This is a genomic window from Neoroseomonas terrae, from assembly GCF_018129025.1.
Taxonomy (GTDB): Bacteria; Pseudomonadota; Alphaproteobacteria; order Acetobacterales; family Acetobacteraceae; genus Neoroseomonas; species Neoroseomonas terrae.
The window spans coordinates 165,335-182,467 of record NZ_JAAEDI010000007.1 but is presented as its reverse complement, the minus strand read 5'-3'; the positions used below and the strand labels follow the sequence as shown (position 1 = coordinate 182,467).

17 protein-coding genes are annotated in these 17,133 nt (G+C 69.7%); 8 read left to right on the top strand and 9 right to left on the bottom strand.

Annotation, left to right across the window (positions count from 1 at the left end; all coding sequences use genetic code 11):
- Positions 1–115 precede the first annotated feature (115 nt).
- The 3 genes from GXW78_RS08505 to GXW78_RS08495 all read left to right on the top strand — a co-directional run bounded on the left by GXW78_RS08505 (position 116) and on the right by GXW78_RS08495 (position 3,417).
- Positions 116–1,540: a M20 family metallopeptidase gene (locus tag GXW78_RS08505; RefSeq protein ID WP_211867860.1), complete on the top strand. Its 1,425-nt coding sequence runs from the start codon at positions 116–118 to the stop codon at positions 1,538–1,540.
- 7 nt (positions 1,541–1,547) lie between these two features.
- A complete protein-coding gene (locus GXW78_RS08500) occupies positions 1,548–2,303 on the top strand; it encodes an SDR family oxidoreductase (RefSeq protein ID WP_456307078.1) in 756 nt (251 codons plus the stop codon).
- A 223-nt stretch (positions 2,304–2,526) separates the two neighbouring features.
- Positions 2,527–3,417, top strand: a complete 891-nt coding sequence (locus tag GXW78_RS08495; RefSeq protein WP_211867858.1) for a phytanoyl-CoA dioxygenase family protein — start codon at positions 2,527–2,529, stop codon at positions 3,415–3,417.
- A gap of 4 nt (positions 3,418–3,421) precedes the next feature.
- On the opposite strand, the gene GXW78_RS08490 is transcribed toward GXW78_RS08495, so the two are convergent.
- The 3 genes from GXW78_RS08490 to GXW78_RS08480 form a co-directional block, all read right to left on the bottom strand.
- Positions 3,422–4,234: a DUF169 domain-containing protein gene (locus GXW78_RS08490; protein WP_211867856.1), complete on the bottom strand. Its 813-nt coding sequence runs from the start codon at positions 4,232–4,234 to the stop codon at positions 3,422–3,424.
- A gap of 139 nt (positions 4,235–4,373) precedes the next feature.
- Positions 4,374–5,189: a DUF6065 family protein gene (locus tag GXW78_RS08485; RefSeq protein WP_211867854.1), complete on the bottom strand. Its 816-nt coding sequence runs from the start codon at positions 5,187–5,189 to the stop codon at positions 4,374–4,376.
- Positions 5,190–5,257: 68 nt separating this feature from the next.
- The gene (locus GXW78_RS08480) at positions 5,258–5,782 is read right to left on the bottom strand and encodes a hypothetical protein (protein WP_211867852.1); all 525 of its coding nucleotides are present in this window, start codon (positions 5,780–5,782) and stop codon (positions 5,258–5,260) included.
- A gap of 419 nt (positions 5,783–6,201) precedes the next feature.
- On the opposite strand from GXW78_RS08480, the gene GXW78_RS08475 reads away from it, so the two are divergent.
- Positions 6,202–8,208: a BTAD domain-containing putative transcriptional regulator gene (locus tag GXW78_RS08475; RefSeq protein WP_211867850.1), complete on the top strand. Its 2,007-nt coding sequence runs from the start codon at positions 6,202–6,204 to the stop codon at positions 8,206–8,208.
- A 16-nt stretch (positions 8,209–8,224) separates the two neighbouring features.
- Here GXW78_RS08475 and GXW78_RS08470 read toward each other — a convergent pair whose 3' ends face one another.
- From GXW78_RS08470 to GXW78_RS08455, 4 genes are all read right to left on the bottom strand, one after another.
- Positions 8,225–9,064 carry an alpha/beta hydrolase gene (locus tag GXW78_RS08470; RefSeq protein WP_211867848.1) on the bottom strand — a complete coding sequence of 280 codons (840 nt, stop codon included), beginning with the start codon at positions 9,062–9,064 and terminating at the stop codon, positions 8,225–8,227.
- Positions 9,061–10,032: a D-2-hydroxyacid dehydrogenase family protein gene (locus GXW78_RS08465; protein WP_211867846.1), complete on the bottom strand. Its 972-nt coding sequence runs from the start codon at positions 10,030–10,032 to the stop codon at positions 9,061–9,063. The genes GXW78_RS08470 and GXW78_RS08465 overlap by 4 nt, the downstream gene beginning before the upstream one ends.
- A 63-nt stretch (positions 10,033–10,095) precedes the next feature.
- Positions 10,096–10,536 carry an acyl-CoA thioesterase gene (locus GXW78_RS08460; protein WP_211867844.1) on the bottom strand — a complete coding sequence of 147 codons (441 nt, stop codon included), beginning with the start codon at positions 10,534–10,536 and terminating at the stop codon, positions 10,096–10,098.
- Position 10,537: 1 nt separating this feature from the next.
- Complete coding sequence (locus tag GXW78_RS08455; RefSeq protein ID WP_211867841.1) at positions 10,538–11,443, bottom strand: ABC transporter substrate-binding protein; 906 nt, start codon at positions 11,441–11,443, stop codon at positions 10,538–10,540.
- Positions 11,444–11,677: 234 nt separating this feature from the next.
- On the opposite strand from GXW78_RS08455, the gene minC reads away from it, so the two are divergent.
- The 3 genes from minC (at position 11,678) to minE (ending at position 13,683) form a co-directional block, all read left to right on the top strand.
- Positions 11,678–12,448: a septum site-determining protein MinC gene (gene minC, locus GXW78_RS08450; RefSeq protein WP_211867839.1), complete on the top strand. Its 771-nt coding sequence runs from the start codon at positions 11,678–11,680 to the stop codon at positions 12,446–12,448.
- Between the two features lie 126 nt (positions 12,449–12,574).
- Complete coding sequence (gene minD / locus GXW78_RS08445; RefSeq protein ID WP_211867837.1) at positions 12,575–13,393, top strand: septum site-determining protein MinD; 819 nt, start codon at positions 12,575–12,577, stop codon at positions 13,391–13,393.
- Positions 13,393–13,683, top strand: a complete 291-nt coding sequence (gene minE, locus GXW78_RS08440) for a cell division topological specificity factor MinE (RefSeq protein WP_211867834.1) — start codon at positions 13,393–13,395, stop codon at positions 13,681–13,683. Before minD ends, minE begins: the two co-directional genes overlap by 1 nt.
- Before the next feature lie 69 nt (positions 13,684–13,752).
- On the opposite strand, the gene GXW78_RS08435 is transcribed toward minE, so the two are convergent.
- Complete coding sequence (locus tag GXW78_RS08435; protein WP_211867832.1) at positions 13,753–14,661, bottom strand: ABC transporter substrate-binding protein; 909 nt, start codon at positions 14,659–14,661, stop codon at positions 13,753–13,755.
- 70 nt (positions 14,662–14,731) lie between these two features.
- Between GXW78_RS08435 and GXW78_RS08430 the strand changes: the two genes are divergently transcribed.
- Entirely contained in the window at positions 14,732–15,703 is a 972-nt protein-coding gene (locus tag GXW78_RS08430; RefSeq protein WP_211867830.1) for a Bug family tripartite tricarboxylate transporter substrate binding protein, read from the top strand.
- On the opposite strand, the gene GXW78_RS08425 is transcribed toward GXW78_RS08430, so the two are convergent.
- A complete protein-coding gene (locus GXW78_RS08425) occupies positions 15,704–17,113 on the bottom strand; it encodes a phospholipase D family protein (protein ID WP_211867827.1) in 1,410 nt (469 codons plus the stop codon). It lies immediately after the preceding gene.
- Positions 17,114–17,133: the final 20 nt, after the last annotated feature.

Below are 17,133 nucleotides of genomic sequence, written 5' to 3'. Positions count from 1 at the left end.
GTCGTGCGGAACATTCCAGTCCCTGCAAGGCCGGGATGCAAGGCAGCGTCTTGTCACCCCGGTCATCCCATGCGACGCCATCCGTCCCTTCTGCCGTAGCTGAGGAACCCGAGCCATGCAGAACTCCGAACAGATTTGGCGCCTGGTCGATGCCAAGGCACCGGATGCCATCGGACTGGCCGACCGCGTCTGGGGCATGCCGGAGCTCTGCTACGCCGAGGCCCGTTCCTGCGCCGAGCACACCGCCCTGCTGGAGCAGCACGGCTTTCGCGTGACGAAGGACGTCGCCGGCATCCCGACCGCCGTGATGGGCGAGGCGGGGGAGGGCGGTCCCGTCATCGCCATCCTCGGCGAGTATGACGCGCTGCCGGGCCTGTCGAACGAGGCCGGCGTCGCCGAGCACAAGCCGCTGCCCGGTGACGGGTCGGGCCATGGCTGCGGTCACAACCTGTTGGGCGCGGCGTCCCTGCTTGCGGCCTCGGCCGTGAAGGACTGGCTGGCGGAGAACGGCATCAAGGCGCGCGTGCGCTACTATGGATGCCCCGCCGAGGAAGGCGGCGCGGCCAAGGGCTTCATGGTCCGCGACGGCGCCTTCGACGATGTGGACATGGCGATCTGCTGGCACCCGGCTGCCTTCACCGGCGTCAACGAGGCGGTGTCGCTGGCCAACACGCGCATCGACTTCACCTTCACGGGCCGGTCGTCACACGCCGCGGCGGCGCCCGAACTCGGGCGCTCGGCGCTCGATGCCGTCGAGCTGATGAATGTCGGTGTCAACTACATGCGCGAGCACATGCCGTCCGATGCGCGCATCCACTATGCCTATCTGGACGCGGGCGGCATCGCGCCGAACGTGGTGCAGGGCTCAGCGACGGTGCGCTACCTGATCCGCGCGCGCGACCTGGTGGGGCTGAACGCCCTGGTGGCCCGCGTGCGCAAGATCGGCGACGGCGCGGCGCTGATGACCGAGACCTCGGTGAAGACCAAGGTTGTCTCCGCCGTGTCGAACCTGCTGGCGAACACGCCGCTGGAACAGGCAATGTACGACAACATGCAGCGCCTCGGCGCGCCGCAGTTCGACGATGCCGACCGCGCCTATGCCAAGCAGATCCAGGGCACGCTGTCCGACGAGGACATCGCCGCGGCCTTCAGTCGCCATGGGCTCGGCGTCGATCGCGACAAGCCGCTCTGCGACATCATCGTGCCGCTGGATGCCAAGGGGAAGGGCGGCGTCGGCTCGACCGACGTCGGCGATGTCTCCTGGGCGGTGCCGACGGTGCAGGCGCGCGGGGCGACCTATGCGATCGGCACGCCGGGGCATTCCTGGCAGCTGACCGCGCAGGGCAAGTCGGGCATCGCCCACAAGGGCCTCGTGCATGTCGCGAAGATCATGGCCGGAACGGCGATCGACGCGATCCAGAAGCCGGAACTGCTCGCGGCGGCCAAGGCGGATCACAAGGCGCGCACCTCGGCGCATCCCTATGTCTGCCCGCTGCCCTCGGACGTGAATCCGCCGATCAAGATGTCGGCGGGCGAGTGAGTGCAACATGCGCCCGCCGCTGACGGGGCGGGCGCATCGTCTTCCAGGGGGGGAAATGATGGCGGCAGTGAAGGTGGCGCTCGTCACGGCGGGCGGCAGCGGCATGGGGGCCGCGGCGGCGCGGCGGTTGGCCTCGGACGGCTTCGCCGTCGGCATCCTCTCCTCCTCCGGCAAGGGGGAGGCGCTGGCAGCCGAGCTCGGCGGCATCGGCGTGACCGGCTCGAACCAGTCGAATGACGACCTCAAGCGGCTGGTGGACGCCGCCATGGCGCGCTGGGGCCGCATCGACGTGCTGGTCAACAGCGCCGGGCATGGACCGCGCGGGCCGGTGCTCGACCTGACGGACGAGGACTGGCATCGCGGCCTCGACGTCTATTTCATGAACGTGGTCCGGCCAACGCGCCTGGTCGCGCCGGTCATGGTCGCCCAGAAGGGCGGGGCGATCATCAACATCTCGACCTTCGCGGCCTTCGAGCCCGATCCGGCCTTCCCGACCTCCGGCGTGTTCCGGGCGGGGCTTGCCGCCTATGCCAAGCTGTTCGCCGACCGCTATGCGGCGGACAATGTGCGGATGAACAACCTGCTGCCCGGGTTCATCGACAGCCTGCCGGTGCGCCAGGAACGCCTGCCGGCGATCCCGATGGGCCGCTATGGCCGCGTCGAGGAGATCGCTGCGACCGTCGGTTTCCTGGCCTCGGATGGCGCGGGGTACATCACCGGCCAGAACTTGCGCGTGGATGGCGGAATCACCCGGTCCGTCTAGCGTGCACGGCGGGAGCGGCCGGCATGCATCGGCGCAACGCCGATTCATTCCATTATTCGTTACATAACAGAGACGTAACTTGAAGCGGCAGGAGTGGTAAGCGGATCGTTCTGACTGCGATCGGACTTGCGACTGCGTGTCATCTCACGCGGGCGGATCGGCAGGAGGGACTGCAAATGCGGTGCGTCTACTGGCGATCCATGCCGGCCTGGGAGGCTGGCCGATGATTCCATATGCGCAACTCGACCCGAGACGGGCCGGGTTTCAGATGGGTCACGCGCTGACCTATTACGCGCAGCGGGTGGTCACGCCTCGCCCGGTTCGGCGCGCCATCACCGGGGCAATCACCTTCTTCATCCGGAGCCGGCAGGGCGCGGCAACGCCAACTGGCATGCAGCGTGAACTGGCCACGCTGCGCCGCGACGGCATCGCCGTTCTGGATCCCATGTTCGATGCGGACCAGCTGCGGGAGGTCCGTGACTACTTCCTCGCGGCGCCGATGACACTGTCGGGCGGACGGCGGGCGACACTCGGCGAGGTGCCCAACGGCACGCGTGCGGCCGCCTATGACCTGTCGACCGTGCTCGACTGCCCGCACGTGCTCGCCGCCGTCAACCATCCGGACCTGCTCGGCCTCGCCGGGGCCTATCTCGGATGCAAGCCGACGCTTTCCAGCCTCGGCGTACGCTGGTCCTTCCCGCGGGGCGAGGGCGTCGAGGATGTCCAGCAATGGCACCGCGACTGCGACGACTGGCGGACGGTGAAGGTCTTCGTCTACCTGACGGAAGTCGATGCCGGCGCCGGGCCGCACGAATACCTCCGCGGCAGCCACACCAGCCGCGCGGCGCTGAGGAATGAGCGCTTCACGTTGGAATCACTGACAGCGCGGTTCGGCAAGGACAGCGTCGCCACCATCTGCGGCCCGCCGGGCACCACCTTCGCCGGGGACGTGGCAGGGGTGCACCGCGGCGTGCCGCCGCGGCAGTCGGCGCGGCTCCTGCTCCAGGTGCAGTACTCGCTGCTGCCGATCGGCTGCTTCGACTACACGCCGTTGCGCCGCGACGATGCCGGCTCGGTCGACGCCTACACGAACCGGCTGATCGTTCGGTCCTGAAGGCTCAGCTTTTCCCGGCGTAGGACTTCGCCATCCCCTCGCCGGGATCGGCCTGCGGGCCATAGGGCATGATCGGATACCGCAGCCCGGCCTTCGACAGGCCGATCAGCCCTTCGACCGCGATGGCCAGGTCGGCCGGCGGCAGCGCCATCAGCATCTCGTCATCGGCGACGCCGCCATAGCGGCGCTCGGCGTAGCAGGGGATGGAGAGGGACGGCGCGTTGTCGCGCAGCGCCTTGCCCCAGGAATCGGCGCAGGCGCTCTCCCCGGTGATGGAGAAGTCGAAGCGCTTGTAGTTCTTCCACTGCAGCCCGTTGACGAACAGGATCATCTGCGCCGGGTTCGCGTAGAACAGGCAGATGTCGGGCGGGTCGAGCCGCGCGCTGCGCAGCGGAGAGACGACAAGGCCGGCATAGCGCGGCGGGACGCGTGGCATCTGCGCCTGGTGCAGGGCGGCGGCCTCGCGGTTCTGGAACCACACGCCCTCGAACTTGCGGCCCGACAGGTAGAGTTCGGAGGGCTCGTTCAGTCCGATGACGCCGCCGCAATTCGAGAAGCCCGGCACGTTCGCCGTGGTGATGCCCATGGTGAAGCCCGCGATGCGGGCCTGGGTGACGAGCTGGCACGTCGAGAAGGTCTTGCCTTCGGGCGGCCGGCGCAGGCCCGGCACCTTCGCCATCTCCTCGGCATCGGCGAACAGCTTCATGCCGAAGGGCAGGGTACGCAGGCGGAGCAGCTCGGTCAGCTGGCGGCCCAGCTCCGCAATGTGTTTCGCGTCCAGCGCGGGCGTGTCCGCGATCTCGGCGACATCATTCATGGTCGTTCCTCCTGACGGAGGGCGATGATGCGCCGCTGGTGCGGGCATGCAAGCACGCGCGGCTGCGCCTGTCCGCAGAACGATCGAAGCCGCCGGTTCGCGAGAACCGACGGCCTCGGACCGAGCCGACCCCGGGGGTTCAGGAGGTCGGCCCAGCCTCCCGGGCGGCGGCCATGGCCGCGAAGGGGCAACCCTGGCCGCGGCGCTGGCGGCGCACCTCGGCGGCGTAATGGCCGGGCTTGTGTTCCTCAACGCTCGCGGGCGCGACGACGCTCTCGCGATAGAGGTCCCATTCCGCATCGCCCCACTGCGTGAAGGCGTCCGTGGTGGTCGAGGCGTTCATGACCGCATCGGCATAGGCGAATTGCGGGATGGGCTGGACCTGCAGGATGGGGCGGAGCTGGTTGATCTCGACCGGTGTGTCGGTGCGGGTCAGCCGGATGTTGGTGAACAGCGGCCCGAACCATTTGTCGAATTCGACGACACCTTCGAACTGCTCGTAATGCGGGGAGCGCGGCAGGTTGGCCGGCGCGCGCGACAGCAGCGACCAGCCCGGCGCGGTGCGCACGAACAGGCCGGTCCACATCTGGACGACGCCGGGCTCGGGCAGGCCGGTCAGGAAGGGTGGAGAGAAGCCGCGGATGTCCTCGGGCACTTCCTCATCGAAGCGCGCGCGGAAATGCGGATACTGCACGGCGCCGAGGCCGAGCGGCATCCATTCATGCTCGAGTTCCTCGCAGGTCCAGAGAACCTCGTGGCCGTCCCACATCAGGGACAGGTCGAGCGGGGCGGTGATGTGCCAGCCGAAGCCGGCGGCGGTGGTTACAGCGTCGCAATAGCGAAAGGCGCGCGTCGGCAGGCCGCCGAGGCCGGAACGGTCGGCGCGCTCGGGCGCCGGGATCCCCGGGATCAGGCGATGGAAGGCGACGATCGGGGCGTTGCGGTCCTGGGACATCAGACGGGTCCTTGGTGGCGCGCGAGACAGGGGCGGGGACTCCCACTGGGAGTCCCCTGCTCCGGAAATCAGGCGCGGCGGACGCCGGCGCCGATGCGGACGGTGCCCTTGTCGGCGACGGAGGCCTTCGGGGTGCGGACGCCAGCGCCGATGCGGACGGTGCCCTGATCGGCGACGGAAGCCTTCGGGGTGCGGACGCCGGCGCCGATGCGAACGGTGCCCTTGTCGGCGACGGAGGCCTTCGGAGCGCGGACGCCGGCGCCCATGCGGACGGTGCCCTTGTCGGCGACGGAGGCCTTCGGGGTGCGGACGCCGGCGCCGATGCGAACGGTGCCCTTGTCGGCGACAGAGGCCTTCGGGGTGCGGACGCCGGCGCCAATGCGAACGGTGCCCTGGTCAGCGACAGAGGCCTTCGGGGTGCGGACGCCGGCGCCGATGCGGACGGTGCCCTTGTCGGCGACGGAGGCCTTCGGGGTGCGGACGCCGGCGCCGATGCGAACGGTGCCCTTGTCGGCGACGGAGGCCTTCGGGGCGCGGACGCCGGCGCCCATGCGGACCTTGCCAGAATCAAGGATCTTGGAAGTGGTGGCCATGATGAGTCTCCAGGGTTCAGGGTGGGCCGTCAGGCCCTGCCAGACCCCTTCAACTTGGCGTTGATTTATTGGTATAACAAGCAAACATTCCTACTAGCAGGATTTTTTATTTAATCTATATTTGGTAGTAGGAAATTGATCAGGGTTATCTTCTGAAGTCGGGCTTAAAGGCCTTGACCATGACTCAGATGAACGGGAGTTTCATGCGACTCTAACGTGGTTCACGCGCAATTCACGGTGGAAGACGCAACCACTAGGCGAGTAACGATGGGGGCTTCTTGCGTGTATGGATCGGGCTGCGGGCCGCATCGTATCGCGGCCCCCGCGCCGCATCTCCGGCACCCGGGGCGGCCAGCATCTCGTGACTTGGCATCAGGGCGGTTGGTGAATGTCCAGCAGCGCGTTAAGACAGCGTGATCATGTCTGACTTCGCCGTGCGTTCCAACCAGGACAGACCTCCCACCGCGACTGATCTGTCGGCGGTGCCGATGGTCACGCCCCCGGCTATTCGGGTCCGCATCACCATGCTCGGCCGCATGGACGCGCGTGCGGTCACGGGCGAGCCGCTCCTGCCGCGCTCGCGCAAGACGCGAGCGGTTCTCGCCGTCCTCGCCCTCGAATCGCCGAACCTCGTTTCCCGCCAGCGTCTCGCCGACCTGCTCTGGAGCCGGCGCGGGGAGGAACAGGCGCGCGGATCCCTCCGCCAAGCCTTGCATGAACTGCAGGATGCCTTCGGTGCCGAGGGCCGCGGCCTGATCGTCGCCACCCGCGAGACCATCGCGCTGAACGATGAGGCCGTCTGGACCGACGCCCGCGCCCTGCCGGCCCTGGCGCGTGACCGGGTGGAGGCGTTGAACCTGCTCCAGGCGGAACTGCTGTCGGACCTGGACGGACTCGACGTTGCCTTCGACGCCTGGCTGGGCGAACAGCGCCGGCGGCTGCGGGAGGTCGCTCTCGAAGCGGCGTCCAGCCGCCTCGCAGCCACCACCACCGCCGAGGCCCGGGCGCAGGAGGCGCGGCGAGTCCTTGCCATCGACCCGGCGCAGGAGCCGGTCTGGCGCATCATGATCCGTGCCGAGGCCGAGCGTGGCGACCGGGGCGCCGCCTTCGCCGCCTGGGAGGAATGCCGCCGCGTCTTCGCCGAGCGGTTCCGCAGCGCACCATCCCCGGAGACGGCGGCGCTTGCCGAATCGCTGCGCGGGCAGGTCCCCGCCCAGCCGCCGCAGCCGGTTCGGCGCACCACGCTGCGCGGTGCCCGGCTCGGCGTGCTGCCTTTCAAGGTGCTGGGGGACGAAGGGGATTCGGGAACCTCGCTGGGCCTCGCCGGGGAAATCACCGCAGCACTTGCGCGCTTCCGGTGGCTGGTGCTGGTCGATTCCGCCTCGGTTGCGGCGGCGGAGCGGCAGGAACGGCCGCAAGGGGCGCTCGATCTCGACTTCACCCTGTCAGGGACGGTGCAGCGCGCCGCCGGGCGGGTGCGCGTGACGCTGCGCCTGACCGACCACCGCCCGCCCGAGGCGGTCGTCTGGGCCGAGCGCTTCGACCGCGATGCCGGCGACCTGCTTGCGCTGCAGGACGAGATCGCCGCCGAGGTCGTGGCGCGCGTCGACCCCGAGATCCTGCTGATCGAGGCGAACCGCGCCGCCGCCCGCCAGTCGGTCATGCCGACCGCCTACGACCTGCTGTTGCGCGCGATCCCGGCGATCTACCGGCTGGACCGGGAATCCTACGAACTCGCCGGCAGCCTGCTGACCGAGGCGACGCGGCTCGAGCCCGATTACGCGCCGGCCTTCGCCTGGCACGCCTACTGGCATCTGTTCCTGGTCGGGCAGGGCTGGGCGCCGGCGGGCGGCGAGGTGCTGGCGAAGAGCGAGGAACTGGCGTCCCGTGCCGTGGCGCTCGATCCGTCGGATGCGCAGGCGCTGGCCATCCTCGGCCATGTTCGCGCCTTCCTGCACCATCGGGTCGCCGAGGCCGTATCGCTCTATGAGCGTGCCCTTGCGCTCAATCCCAACCTGCCGATGGCCTGGGTCTTCTCCGCGCTGACCCTGTCCTATCGGGGCGAGCATGTGGAGGCGCTGCGGCGGTGGGATAAATACAAGCGCCTAGCGCCGCTGCACCCGCACGCCTTCTTCTTCGATTCCGCGCGGCTCGTGCCGCTGCTGCTGCTGCACCGGCATGAGGAGGTGGACAACGCCGCCCGCCAGGTCACCGCGCTGCACACCGGATTCACCTTCCCCTACAAGATCTGGCTCTCGGCGCTGGGCTACATGGGCCGGACCAAGGAGGCGACGGAGGTACGGACGCGGCTCTGTTCCATGGAGCCGGATTTCGACCTGGTGAAGGCGCGCGAACGCGCACCCTTCCAGGCGCCAGCGGACCTCGACCACTACGTCGAAGGGCTGCGCCGCGCAGGGTTGACCTGAGGGCGGCGACGTCCGTTCAGCGCAGCAGCTCGGCCGCCGCGCGGGTCAGCGCGCCATCCGCGTTCCACAGCGATTCCAGCATGCGGAAATGGTCCGCGCCGGGAATCGGAATCAGCGGCCCCGGCGCCTGCGCCTCGGCCCGCAGGCGATGGAACGTCCGCGACTGGCGTCGCAGTTCCGGCAATTCGGCGCCGCCATAGGCGATGGCGATGGGCTTCGCCACCACCGGCCGGCGGATCGGCGAGAGATCGGTGATTTCGGCCTCCGTCAGCGACAGCTTGTCGTTGAGGTAGGTGTCGCGGATCGGCGACAGCTCATAGACGCCCGAGATGGCGAGCGCCGCCGTCACCGCCGGATGCTCCGCCGCCAGCGCAGCAAGATGCCCGCCCGCCGACCAGCCGGACACGACGATCGGTCCGGCGATGCCATGCGCAGGACCGCTCTGCGCCAGCCAGTCGATCGCGCGGCTCATCTGCCAGGCGATGCCGGTCAGTGACGCGTCCGGTGCCAGCGTGTAGCCGGGCAGTGCCGCCGACCAGCCCATGGCCAGCGCGCCCTGCGCGAGGATGGCGAAATCCTCCCGCCGGTTGCGCTGCCAATAGCCGCCATGGATGAAGACCAGACAGGGTGCGGCCGGATCGGCGCCGGGGAACAGGTCCCAGCGTTCGCGCTCCGCGTCGCCATAGGGCAGGTCGAGATGCCCGGGATGCGCGGCGCGGAAGGCGGCGGACAGCGCGTTGCGTGCAGCGACCTGCTCGGCCGCGTCCGGCACCACATCGGCGTTGCTGTACGCCTGGTCGCGCTGCGCGCGCGGCCAGGAGGACCAGCTCTCGGCGAGAGCGTAGGGCGAGGTCACGGCGTGATGACGCGCACCGGCGCGCCGGCGTTGAAGGCCTCGATCGCCTCGACCGCGCCCTTGTAGTAGGCGGTGTAGTTCTGCTGCGTGACGTAGCCGAGATGCGGCGTCAGCACCGTGTTCGGCGCGGACAGGATCGGGTGGTCCTTCGGCAGCGGCTCGACGTCGTACACGTCGATGCCGGCACCGGCGATGGTCCCGGCCTTCAGCGCGGCAATCAGCGCATCCTGGTCGATCAGCGGGCCGCGGCTGGTGTTCACGATGTAGGCGGTGGGCTTCATCTGCGCGAGATCCGCCGCGCCGATGATGCCGCGCGAGCGGTCGGACAGGATCAGGTGCAGCGTCACCACATCCGCGGTGGACAGCAGCGTCGCCTTGTCGACGCGCGTCACGCCCACCTCGGCGGCGCGTTCGTCGGTGAGGTTCTGGCTCCAGGCGACGACCTTCATGCCCATGGCGAGCCCGACCTTCGCCGCCCGCGCACCGAGCTTGCCGAGGCCGATGACGCCGAGCGTCTTGCCCTCCGTCCCGGTGCCGACCGAGGTCTGCCAGCCGCCGGCGCGCAGCGAGGCCTGCTGAGCGGGAAGGTCGCGCATCAGGTTCAGGATCAGGCCCCAGGTGATGTCCGTCGTCGGGTCGCCGAAGGACCCCGTGCCGCAGAAGACGACGCCGCGTTCCATGCAGGCCGCCGCGTCGATCGAGCGGTTGCGCGCCGCGGTGGTGATCAGCAGGCGGAGGTTCGGCAGGCGCTCGATCAGCGCGCGCGGGAAGGGGGTGCGCTCGCGCATCGCGAGGATGGTGTCGAAAGGCTCCAGCCGCTTCGCCAGCGCATCCCGGTCAGTGATCGTGTCGCGGAACACAGTCACCTCGACACCAGGCAGCTTGTCCCAGGGGCCCATGGCCTTCGCCACGCCCTGGTAGTCGTCGAGGATAGCGAGCCGCTTCAGCGGCGGCGTGGTCTGGCTCATGATGGCGTCTCCTGTTCGTGCTGCCTTGATCGCGCCGCCGCGACGGGCGTGCAAGCCGGGGGGTCAGGCCGCCGTGATGCCGGCGAGGGCGTCGCGCAGTGCGGCAGGCAGCGGCGTCGGCTGTTTCTGGGTCGCGCGGTCCACATAGACATGGACGAAATGCCCCTCGGCGCTCGCTTCCTCCTCCCCGTTGCGGAAGATGGCGATCTCGTAGCGCACCGAGGTATTGCCGGCACGGCCGCAGCGCAGCCCGGCGGTGATGGTGTCGGGAAAGGCGATGGGCGCGAAGTAGCGGCACTGCGTCTCGACCACCAGGCCGATCACCGGCGCGGTCGGGACATGCAGGAAGCCGCTGTCGATCAGGAACCGCGCCACCACCGTGTCGAACCACGAGTAGTAGGTGACGTTGTTCACATGGCCGTAGACGTCGTTGTCCATCCAGCGCGTCGGGATCGGCAGGAAGAAGCGGTAGTCGGCGCGGGTGCCGCGCGGCGCCGCAGGCACCTCAGCCGCCCAGCGCGCGGGTCACGATCGCTTCGTCCACGCAGGTCTCGAAGCTCGGCGCGCCGGTGAGGATGCCGGCGGTGGTCATCGCACGGCGGAGTTGCTCGAAGGCCGCGCGCGGGAAATGCGGGTCGGTCGGCCAGAGTTCGAGGCCCCGGTACCGCGCGATCGCCGTCGTCAGCGCCGTATCGGGCACGTCGGGGAACAGCGGCGCGATCGTCGCGGCGATGGCAGCGGGCGACGCCGCCGCCATCCAGCGCAGCGATGCCGCCATGGCGCGAATCATCGCCTCGAATTCGGTACGGCGCTCGGCGATGCGCGCTTCGGTCGCGTAGAAGGCGGTGTAGGCGGACGGGCCGCGATCGGCTGCGCGATGCCACACGGCGCCACCCTGCGCCTCGGCCAGGGCGGCGTGGGGCTCGAAGGCCTGCGCGACGTCGAGCTCGCCGCCCAGCACGGCGGCGACATTCTGCGCCATGCTGCGGTCCGTCACGCGGTTCAGCGCAGCCGGGTCGATGCCGGCCTGGCGCAGGTCATCCTGCAGGCACCACCACGGCGTCGGCACCTCGCTGACGGACCCGAAGCGCAGCGCCGGCAAATCGGACAGCGTGAAGTCCGGGCGCGGGCCGCGGCCGATCAGCAGGAACGGGTCCTTCATCACGACCGCGCAGAAGGAGCGCAGGGGGCAGGCGGGGTCGCGATCCCGCAGCATCATCGGCCGCATCGGTCCCGACCAGGCGATGTCCGCGGCACCCGAGAGCAGGTTCTCCGCTGCCTTGGTCGGGTCGCCCGCGGTCAGGCGGCGCACCTCAACGCCCTCCGCGGCGAACAGGCCGCGCGCTTCGGCGACATAGAAAGGCGCGTAGAAGACCGCGCGGAAGGGTTCGTTGAGCGTAATCGGGTGCAAGGCGGACCTCCGGGATGGGCGCCATCCTGCGGGATGCGTCCCCGGCTCGCCAGCCCCGCCGATTCGCCCCTGGCGTTGGCTGCGAACTTCGCGCCATAACCCGTTGCCCGGGCAGGGGCACCGGACGGTGCACTTCGCCTGGGGAACCCCAAACGCTATATCTGGTGTCTGCCACGGACCTTCGGACACAATCCGTATGGTTCCGGCTACCAGACGAACTCTCTCGGGAGCCTCATGTCCGCCGCGCCCAGGCCCGAAACGTCGCCCCGACTGGAACCGTTCCGCCTGCGCGGTGCGAATTTCAACCTGCTCGTCCTGCGCCTGCTCGACCCACGGCCGGAGGCGGTGGTGCCGGCGATCGGCGACCAGTTCCGCCGCGCCCCTGGCTTCCTCCGCTTCGCGCCCGTGGTCCTGGGCCTCGATGACATCGCGCTGCCCGCGCATGAAGTGGATTTCGCCGGGCTGATTGCCGGGTTGCGGGAACTGACCATCGTGCCGATCGGCACCACTGGCGGATCGCCGGAACTGCGCAACGCGGCGATGTCGCTGGGTCTGCCGCCGGTGCGTTCGATCGGCGGGCGGGAGGACGAGGCACCGCTGGCTGCCGCGCCCCCGCCGCAGCCGGCCGCCGCGCCTGAACCGGCGGCACCGCCCCCGCCGCCCCCCGGCACGGCCCGCCCGACCATGGTCCACGACCAGCCGGTGCGTGCCGGCCAGCGCATCTATGCCGCGGGAGGCGACCTGATCGTCACCTCCACCGTCAATGCGGGGGGCGAGGTCATCGCGGACGGCAACATTCACGTCTATGGCGCATTGCGCGGCCGCGCGATCGCCGGTGGCGGGAACAATGCGGAGGCGCGGGTCTTCGCACAGAATTTTGACCCTGAGCTCATCTCGATCGCCGGCTACTACGCCGTGCGCGACGGGCTGACAGGGGCACCGATCGGCAAGGCGGTGCAGGTGCGGCTGATGGGTGAGCGCATGCGCTTCGACCCGATCGGCTGAAGGATGATACCGGCACCGGCCCGCTCCCCCACCCGGCCACCCCGCCATTCTGCGCGTGCAGGATGGCCGGGTGGGGGAGCGGTCTCCGGGATGCCGGCAGGGGATTGAATCGAGGAGGCAGGGGACATGGCACAGGTCGTCGTCGTCACATCGGGCAAGGGGGGCGTGGGCAAGACAACGTCTTCCGCAGCCTTCGCCACCGGCCTCGCGCAGCGGGGCAAGAAGACCGTCGTCATCGACTTCGACGTCGGGCTGCGCAACCTCGACCTCATCATGGGGGTCGAGCGGCGCGTGGTGTTCGACATCGTCAACGTCATCAGCGGCGAGGCGCGGCTGAACCAGGCGCTGATCCGCGACAAGCGCGTCGACACGCTCTCCATCCTCCCGGCGTCGCAGACGCGGGACAAGGATGCGCTGACCAGGGACGGCGTGGCGAAGATCATCGAGGAGCTGTCGAAGGATTTCGACTACATCCTCTGCGACAGCCCTGCCGGCATCGAGAAGGGCGCGCTGCTCGCGCTCTACTTCGCCGACCAGGCCGTGGTGGTGACGAACCCCGAGGTGTCGTCGGTCCGTGACAGCGATCGCATCCTCGGCGTGCTGCAGTCGCGCTCGAAGCGTGCCGAGGAGAAGAAGGATCCGGTGAAGGAGCATCTGCTCGTCACCCGCTTCGATCCCGTGCGCGTCGAGCGTGGCGAGATGCTGAAGCTCGAGGACATCCAGGAGATTCTGTCGATCCCGCTGCTCGGCGTGATCCCGGAAAGCGAGAGCGTGCTGAAAGCGTCGAACACCGGCACGCCGGTGATCCTGGATGCCGAGAGCATGGCCGGCCAAGCCTATGCCGACGCGGTCTCGCGCTTCCTCGGCGAGGAGAAGCCGCACCGCTTCATCGAGGCCGAGAAGAAGGGCCTGTTCAAGCGCCTGTTCGGCGGGAGGGCCGCATAATGAGCTGGCTCGACTACTTCCGCGGCCGCCGGCAGGAGCAGCCGGCCAGCGCGTCCGCCGCCAAGGAGCGGCTGCAGATCGTTCTCGCGCATGAGCGCATCGGCCGCACGCGGGAGGACTTCCTGCCGAAGCTCCAGCAGGACCTCGTCGCCGTTGTGGCGCGCTACGTCGCCATCGACCCTGGGAAGGTGAATGTGAACCTCGACCGCGGCGGCGACATGTCGACGCTTGCGATCGAGATCGAACTGCCGGCGCCGTCGGCAGTGCGGATGGTAGCGGGCGCGCGGTAGGGCGCCGGCGGGGCTTCGGCCTGACCCGGTCGTCGCGCCTGGCCGATCTCGACCAGGCGCGATCCGAGATCAACCGAGCGCGGCCTCGGTCACCTCCTCGGCCACCAGCCCGCCATAGCCGGGCGTGCGGCTGATCGCGCCGGCGGACAGCATCGCTGTTTCGAGCCGCTCCAGGGCTTCGCGCGGAAAGCGCGGCGTCGCGGTCCAGACGCCGAGATCGCGATAGCGGCCGATGGCCCGCATCGCGGCCGCCTCGTCGAGATCCTCGAAGAACGGCCGGATCGTCGTTGTGATGTCGCGCGGTGACGCCGCCGCAAACCAGCGGAGGGTCGCGGCGAGGCCACGCACCATAGCCTCGAAGCCCGGGCGCTTCGCCGCGATGACATCCGCGCGGCCGTAAAAGGCCGTGTAGGAGGTCGGGCCGCGGCTAGCCTGCGCATGCCAGGCCCGCGCGGTGCCGGCGATCTCCATGGCGCTCGCGATCGGCTCGAAGACCTGCGCGACGTCGAGCGTGCCCGCGGCGACCGCGGCGGCGTTCTCCGCCATGCTCCGGTCGGTCACGCGCGCCACGGTATCGGGGTCGAGCCCGGCGCGGCGGATGTCGTCCTGCAGGCACCACCAGGGCGTCGGCACCTCGCTGACCGAGCCCAGCGTCATCGTCGCGAGGTCGGTGAGCCGGAAGCCCGGCCGTTCGCCGCGTCCGATCAGGAAGAACGGATCGCCCATGACCACCGCGCCGAACAGCCGCAGCGGGCAGCCGGGGTCCTTGTCGTGCGCGAGCAGCAGCCGCATCGGCCCGCCCCAGGCGAGGTCGGCCGTGCCGTCCAGGACGCTGTCCTTCGCGAGCGAGGGCACGGTGCCGGGCAACAGTCGCACCTCGACCCCCTCCGCGGCATAGTCGCCGCGGGCCAGCGCCGCGTAGAACGGCGCGTAGAACAAGGCTCGGAACGGTTCTTGCAGCGCAATCTGAAAGCTCATGGGGCCCCCGGCTCGTCAAAAGACGAAGGTGGCGCAACCCTGCGGGCCGGACAATCACCGGGAGACTTCGATGACACAGACCCGCCGCACACTTCTCGCCTTGGCAGGCGCCGCGCTCGCGGCGCCGGCGCTCGCGCAGGGTTCCTATCCCACGCGGCCGATCCGCATGATCATCCCCGTCGGTGTCGGCGGCGTCACCGACATCGTAGGCCGCATCCTGTGCGAGGCAATGAGCCCGATCCTTGGCCAGCCGGTGGTGCCGGAGAACGTCGTCGGTGCGGGCAGCACGATCGGCGCCGCGGCCTTTCACCGCCTGCCGGCCGATGGCTACAGCATCTTCATCGGCACCAACAACCATCCGATCATGAAGGCGCTGCGCCCCGACTTCGCCTTCGACCCGATCACGGATTTCGTGCCCATCGCGCTCGTCGGGCGGCAGCCCTTCGTGCTCGCCGTGAATCCAACGGTGCCGGCGAACGATATCGCCGGCCTGCTCGCCTGGTTGCGGCAGCAGGGGACGGGCGCCAATTTCGGCTCGACCAATCCGGGCGCGACCAACCATCTCGCCGGCGAACTGCTGAAGCAGATCGAGCAGCTGGACTACACCATCGTGCCCTACCGCACGGCGGCCCTCGCCGTGCAGGATCTCGTCGCCGGCCGCGTGCACTTCACCATCGACAGCCCGACCATGCTGAACCCGCTGATGGAGGCGGGACAGGTGCGCGGCCTCGCCGTCTCCTCGCGCGACCGCTCGGTGCTGGTGCCGGGCCTGCCGAGCCTCGTTGACAGCGGCGTCGCCGGCTACGATCTCACGGCCTGGCAGGTGCTCTTCGCGAAGCCCGGCACGCCGGCGCCGGTGCTGGCGGCGCTCGAGGCCGCCTCGCAGCGCGCACTCGCCGACGACGCCGTGAAGGAACGGCTGCGCCGCGCTGGGGTGGACACCTGGCCGGACAGTTCCGCCGCCGCCGCCGCGCAGCATGTGCGGGAGGAGGTGGCGCGCTGGGCGCCCATCGCAGCGAAGATCCGCGAGACCGGCGGCTGACTACAGTTTCGACTCGATCGGCAGCCAGCGCAGCAGCCGCGCGAGAATGCGCATGCCGAGCGAGGCGTCGGGCTCCCGGTACACCGTCACCGGCCTGCCGCCTTCCTCTGCGGTCCAGCTCAGGCGGCCATCGGCGCCGCTCTGCACGCTCCAGCTACACCCTGGCCGCGTCAGCCGCTCATGCTCGGCCTGCAGCATCCGCGCGATCCGCTCATCCTCGATGAAGGTACCCATCTCCGTGTTCAGAGCGACGGAGCGCGGGTCGAGGTTGAAGGAGCCCACGAAGCTCAGCCGCCCGTCGATGACGAAGGCCTTGGTGTGCAGGCTCGCGCCGCGCGAGCCGAAAACGCTGCGGCCTTCCTCGCCGCTCGGCTTCAATTCGTAGAACTCGACGCCGGCGGCGAGCAGCCGCTCGCGATAGCGCGCATAGCCACCATGGACAGCGATCACGTCCGTCGCCGCCAGCGCGTTGGTCACGACCGAGACGCGTACGCCGCGCCGGCGCATCGCCTCCATCTGCGCCGCACCCTCTGCCCCGGGGACGAAATACGGGGAGATGATCAGTGCCTCCCGCTCCGCACCATGCAGCGCGTCGTGGATCGCGGGGGCGAGGCATTCCTCCACCGGCACCGTGCCGGTCGCCTTGCCGGGCGGGTCCGCCACCACGCGCACAGCGGCATCGGGCAGCGCCAGCATCTCGCTGCTGCCGCCGCTCAGCAGGCGGGTCACGAAAGGCGTCTGAGCCAGGCTCTCGAAGAAGGGCCGGGCATCCGGCGACGCCCAGGCGGCTTCGAGCTTGCGGGACAGCTTGCGCAGCGCGCGGCGGCGATAGGCCGCGCGGCTGATCCGCCGCAGCGGCCGGGCGAGGCGATGCGACCAATAGGCATCGAAGATCCGCTGCATCGTGGCGACGGGCGGGCCTTCCAGCGTGAGGTCGAGGTCGCGGAAGTTGAAGTGGCCAGAGGCGTCGAAATACTCGTCCCCGATGTTGCGGCCGCCGGCGATGGCGCTGCTGCCATCGATGATCCAGGCCTTGTTGTGCATGCGGTGGTCGAGGTGCCAGCCGCCGAACAGCATCTCCAGCACCAGCCCCGGCGGGCCGAAGCGGCGCCAGGCGGTCGCGTTGAACAGCCGCACCTGGATGCGTGGGTGCGAGTCCATCGCCGCCAGCACGCGCTCGGCGCCGATCGCATACATGTCGTCCAGCAGCAGCCGCACGGATATGCCGCGGTCGGCCGCCTGGATCACCTCCCGCGCCAGCAGCCGGCCGGTCAGGTCGCCACGCCAGATGTAGTATTGCAGGTCCGCCGACCGCGTGGCTGCCCGCAGTGCCGCGACGCGGGCAGCGAAGGCCGTCAGCCCATCGGGGACCAGCGCGACGCCAGTGGCCGGAACCGGCTCCGGCGGCATCGCGGTTGCTTGCGTCGCGG

What these genes read in the sequence shown, in the direction of transcription:
- GXW78_RS08505 (WP_211867860.1), top strand. Translation starts at nt 116, where the DNA reads ATGCAGAACTCCGAACAGATTTGGCGCCTGGTCGATGCCAAGGCACCG.
- GXW78_RS08500 (WP_456307078.1), top strand. Translation starts at nt 1,548, where the DNA reads ATGCGCCCGCCGCTGACGGGGCGGGCGCATCGTCTTCCAGGGGGGGAA.
- GXW78_RS08495 (WP_211867858.1), top strand. Translation starts at nt 2,527, where the DNA reads ATGATTCCATATGCGCAACTCGACCCGAGACGGGCCGGGTTTCAGATG.
- GXW78_RS08490 (WP_211867856.1), bottom strand. Translation starts at nt 4,234, where the DNA reads ATGAATGATGTCGCCGAGATCGCGGACACGCCCGCGCTGGACGCGAAA.
- GXW78_RS08485 (WP_211867854.1), bottom strand. Translation starts at nt 5,189, where the DNA reads ATGTCCCAGGACCGCAACGCCCCGATCGTCGCCTTCCATCGCCTGATC.
- GXW78_RS08480 (WP_211867852.1), bottom strand. Translation starts at nt 5,782, where the DNA reads ATGGCCACCACTTCCAAGATCCTTGATTCTGGCAAGGTCCGCATGGGC.
- GXW78_RS08475 (WP_211867850.1), top strand. Translation starts at nt 6,202, where the DNA reads ATGTCTGACTTCGCCGTGCGTTCCAACCAGGACAGACCTCCCACCGCG.
- GXW78_RS08465 (WP_211867846.1), bottom strand. Translation starts at nt 10,032, where the DNA reads ATGAGCCAGACCACGCCGCCGCTGAAGCGGCTCGCTATCCTCGACGAC.
- minC (WP_211867839.1), top strand. Translation starts at nt 11,678, where the DNA reads ATGTCCGCCGCGCCCAGGCCCGAAACGTCGCCCCGACTGGAACCGTTC.
- minD (WP_211867837.1), top strand. Translation starts at nt 12,575, where the DNA reads ATGGCACAGGTCGTCGTCGTCACATCGGGCAAGGGGGGCGTGGGCAAG.
- minE (WP_211867834.1), top strand. Translation starts at nt 13,393, where the DNA reads ATGAGCTGGCTCGACTACTTCCGCGGCCGCCGGCAGGAGCAGCCGGCC.
- GXW78_RS08435 (WP_211867832.1), bottom strand. Translation starts at nt 14,661, where the DNA reads ATGAGCTTTCAGATTGCGCTGCAAGAACCGTTCCGAGCCTTGTTCTAC.
- GXW78_RS08430 (WP_211867830.1), top strand. Translation starts at nt 14,732, where the DNA reads ATGACACAGACCCGCCGCACACTTCTCGCCTTGGCAGGCGCCGCGCTC.
- GXW78_RS08425 (WP_211867827.1), bottom strand. Translation starts at nt 17,113, where the DNA reads ATGCCGCCGGAGCCGGTTCCGGCCACTGGCGTCGCGCTGGTCCCCGAT.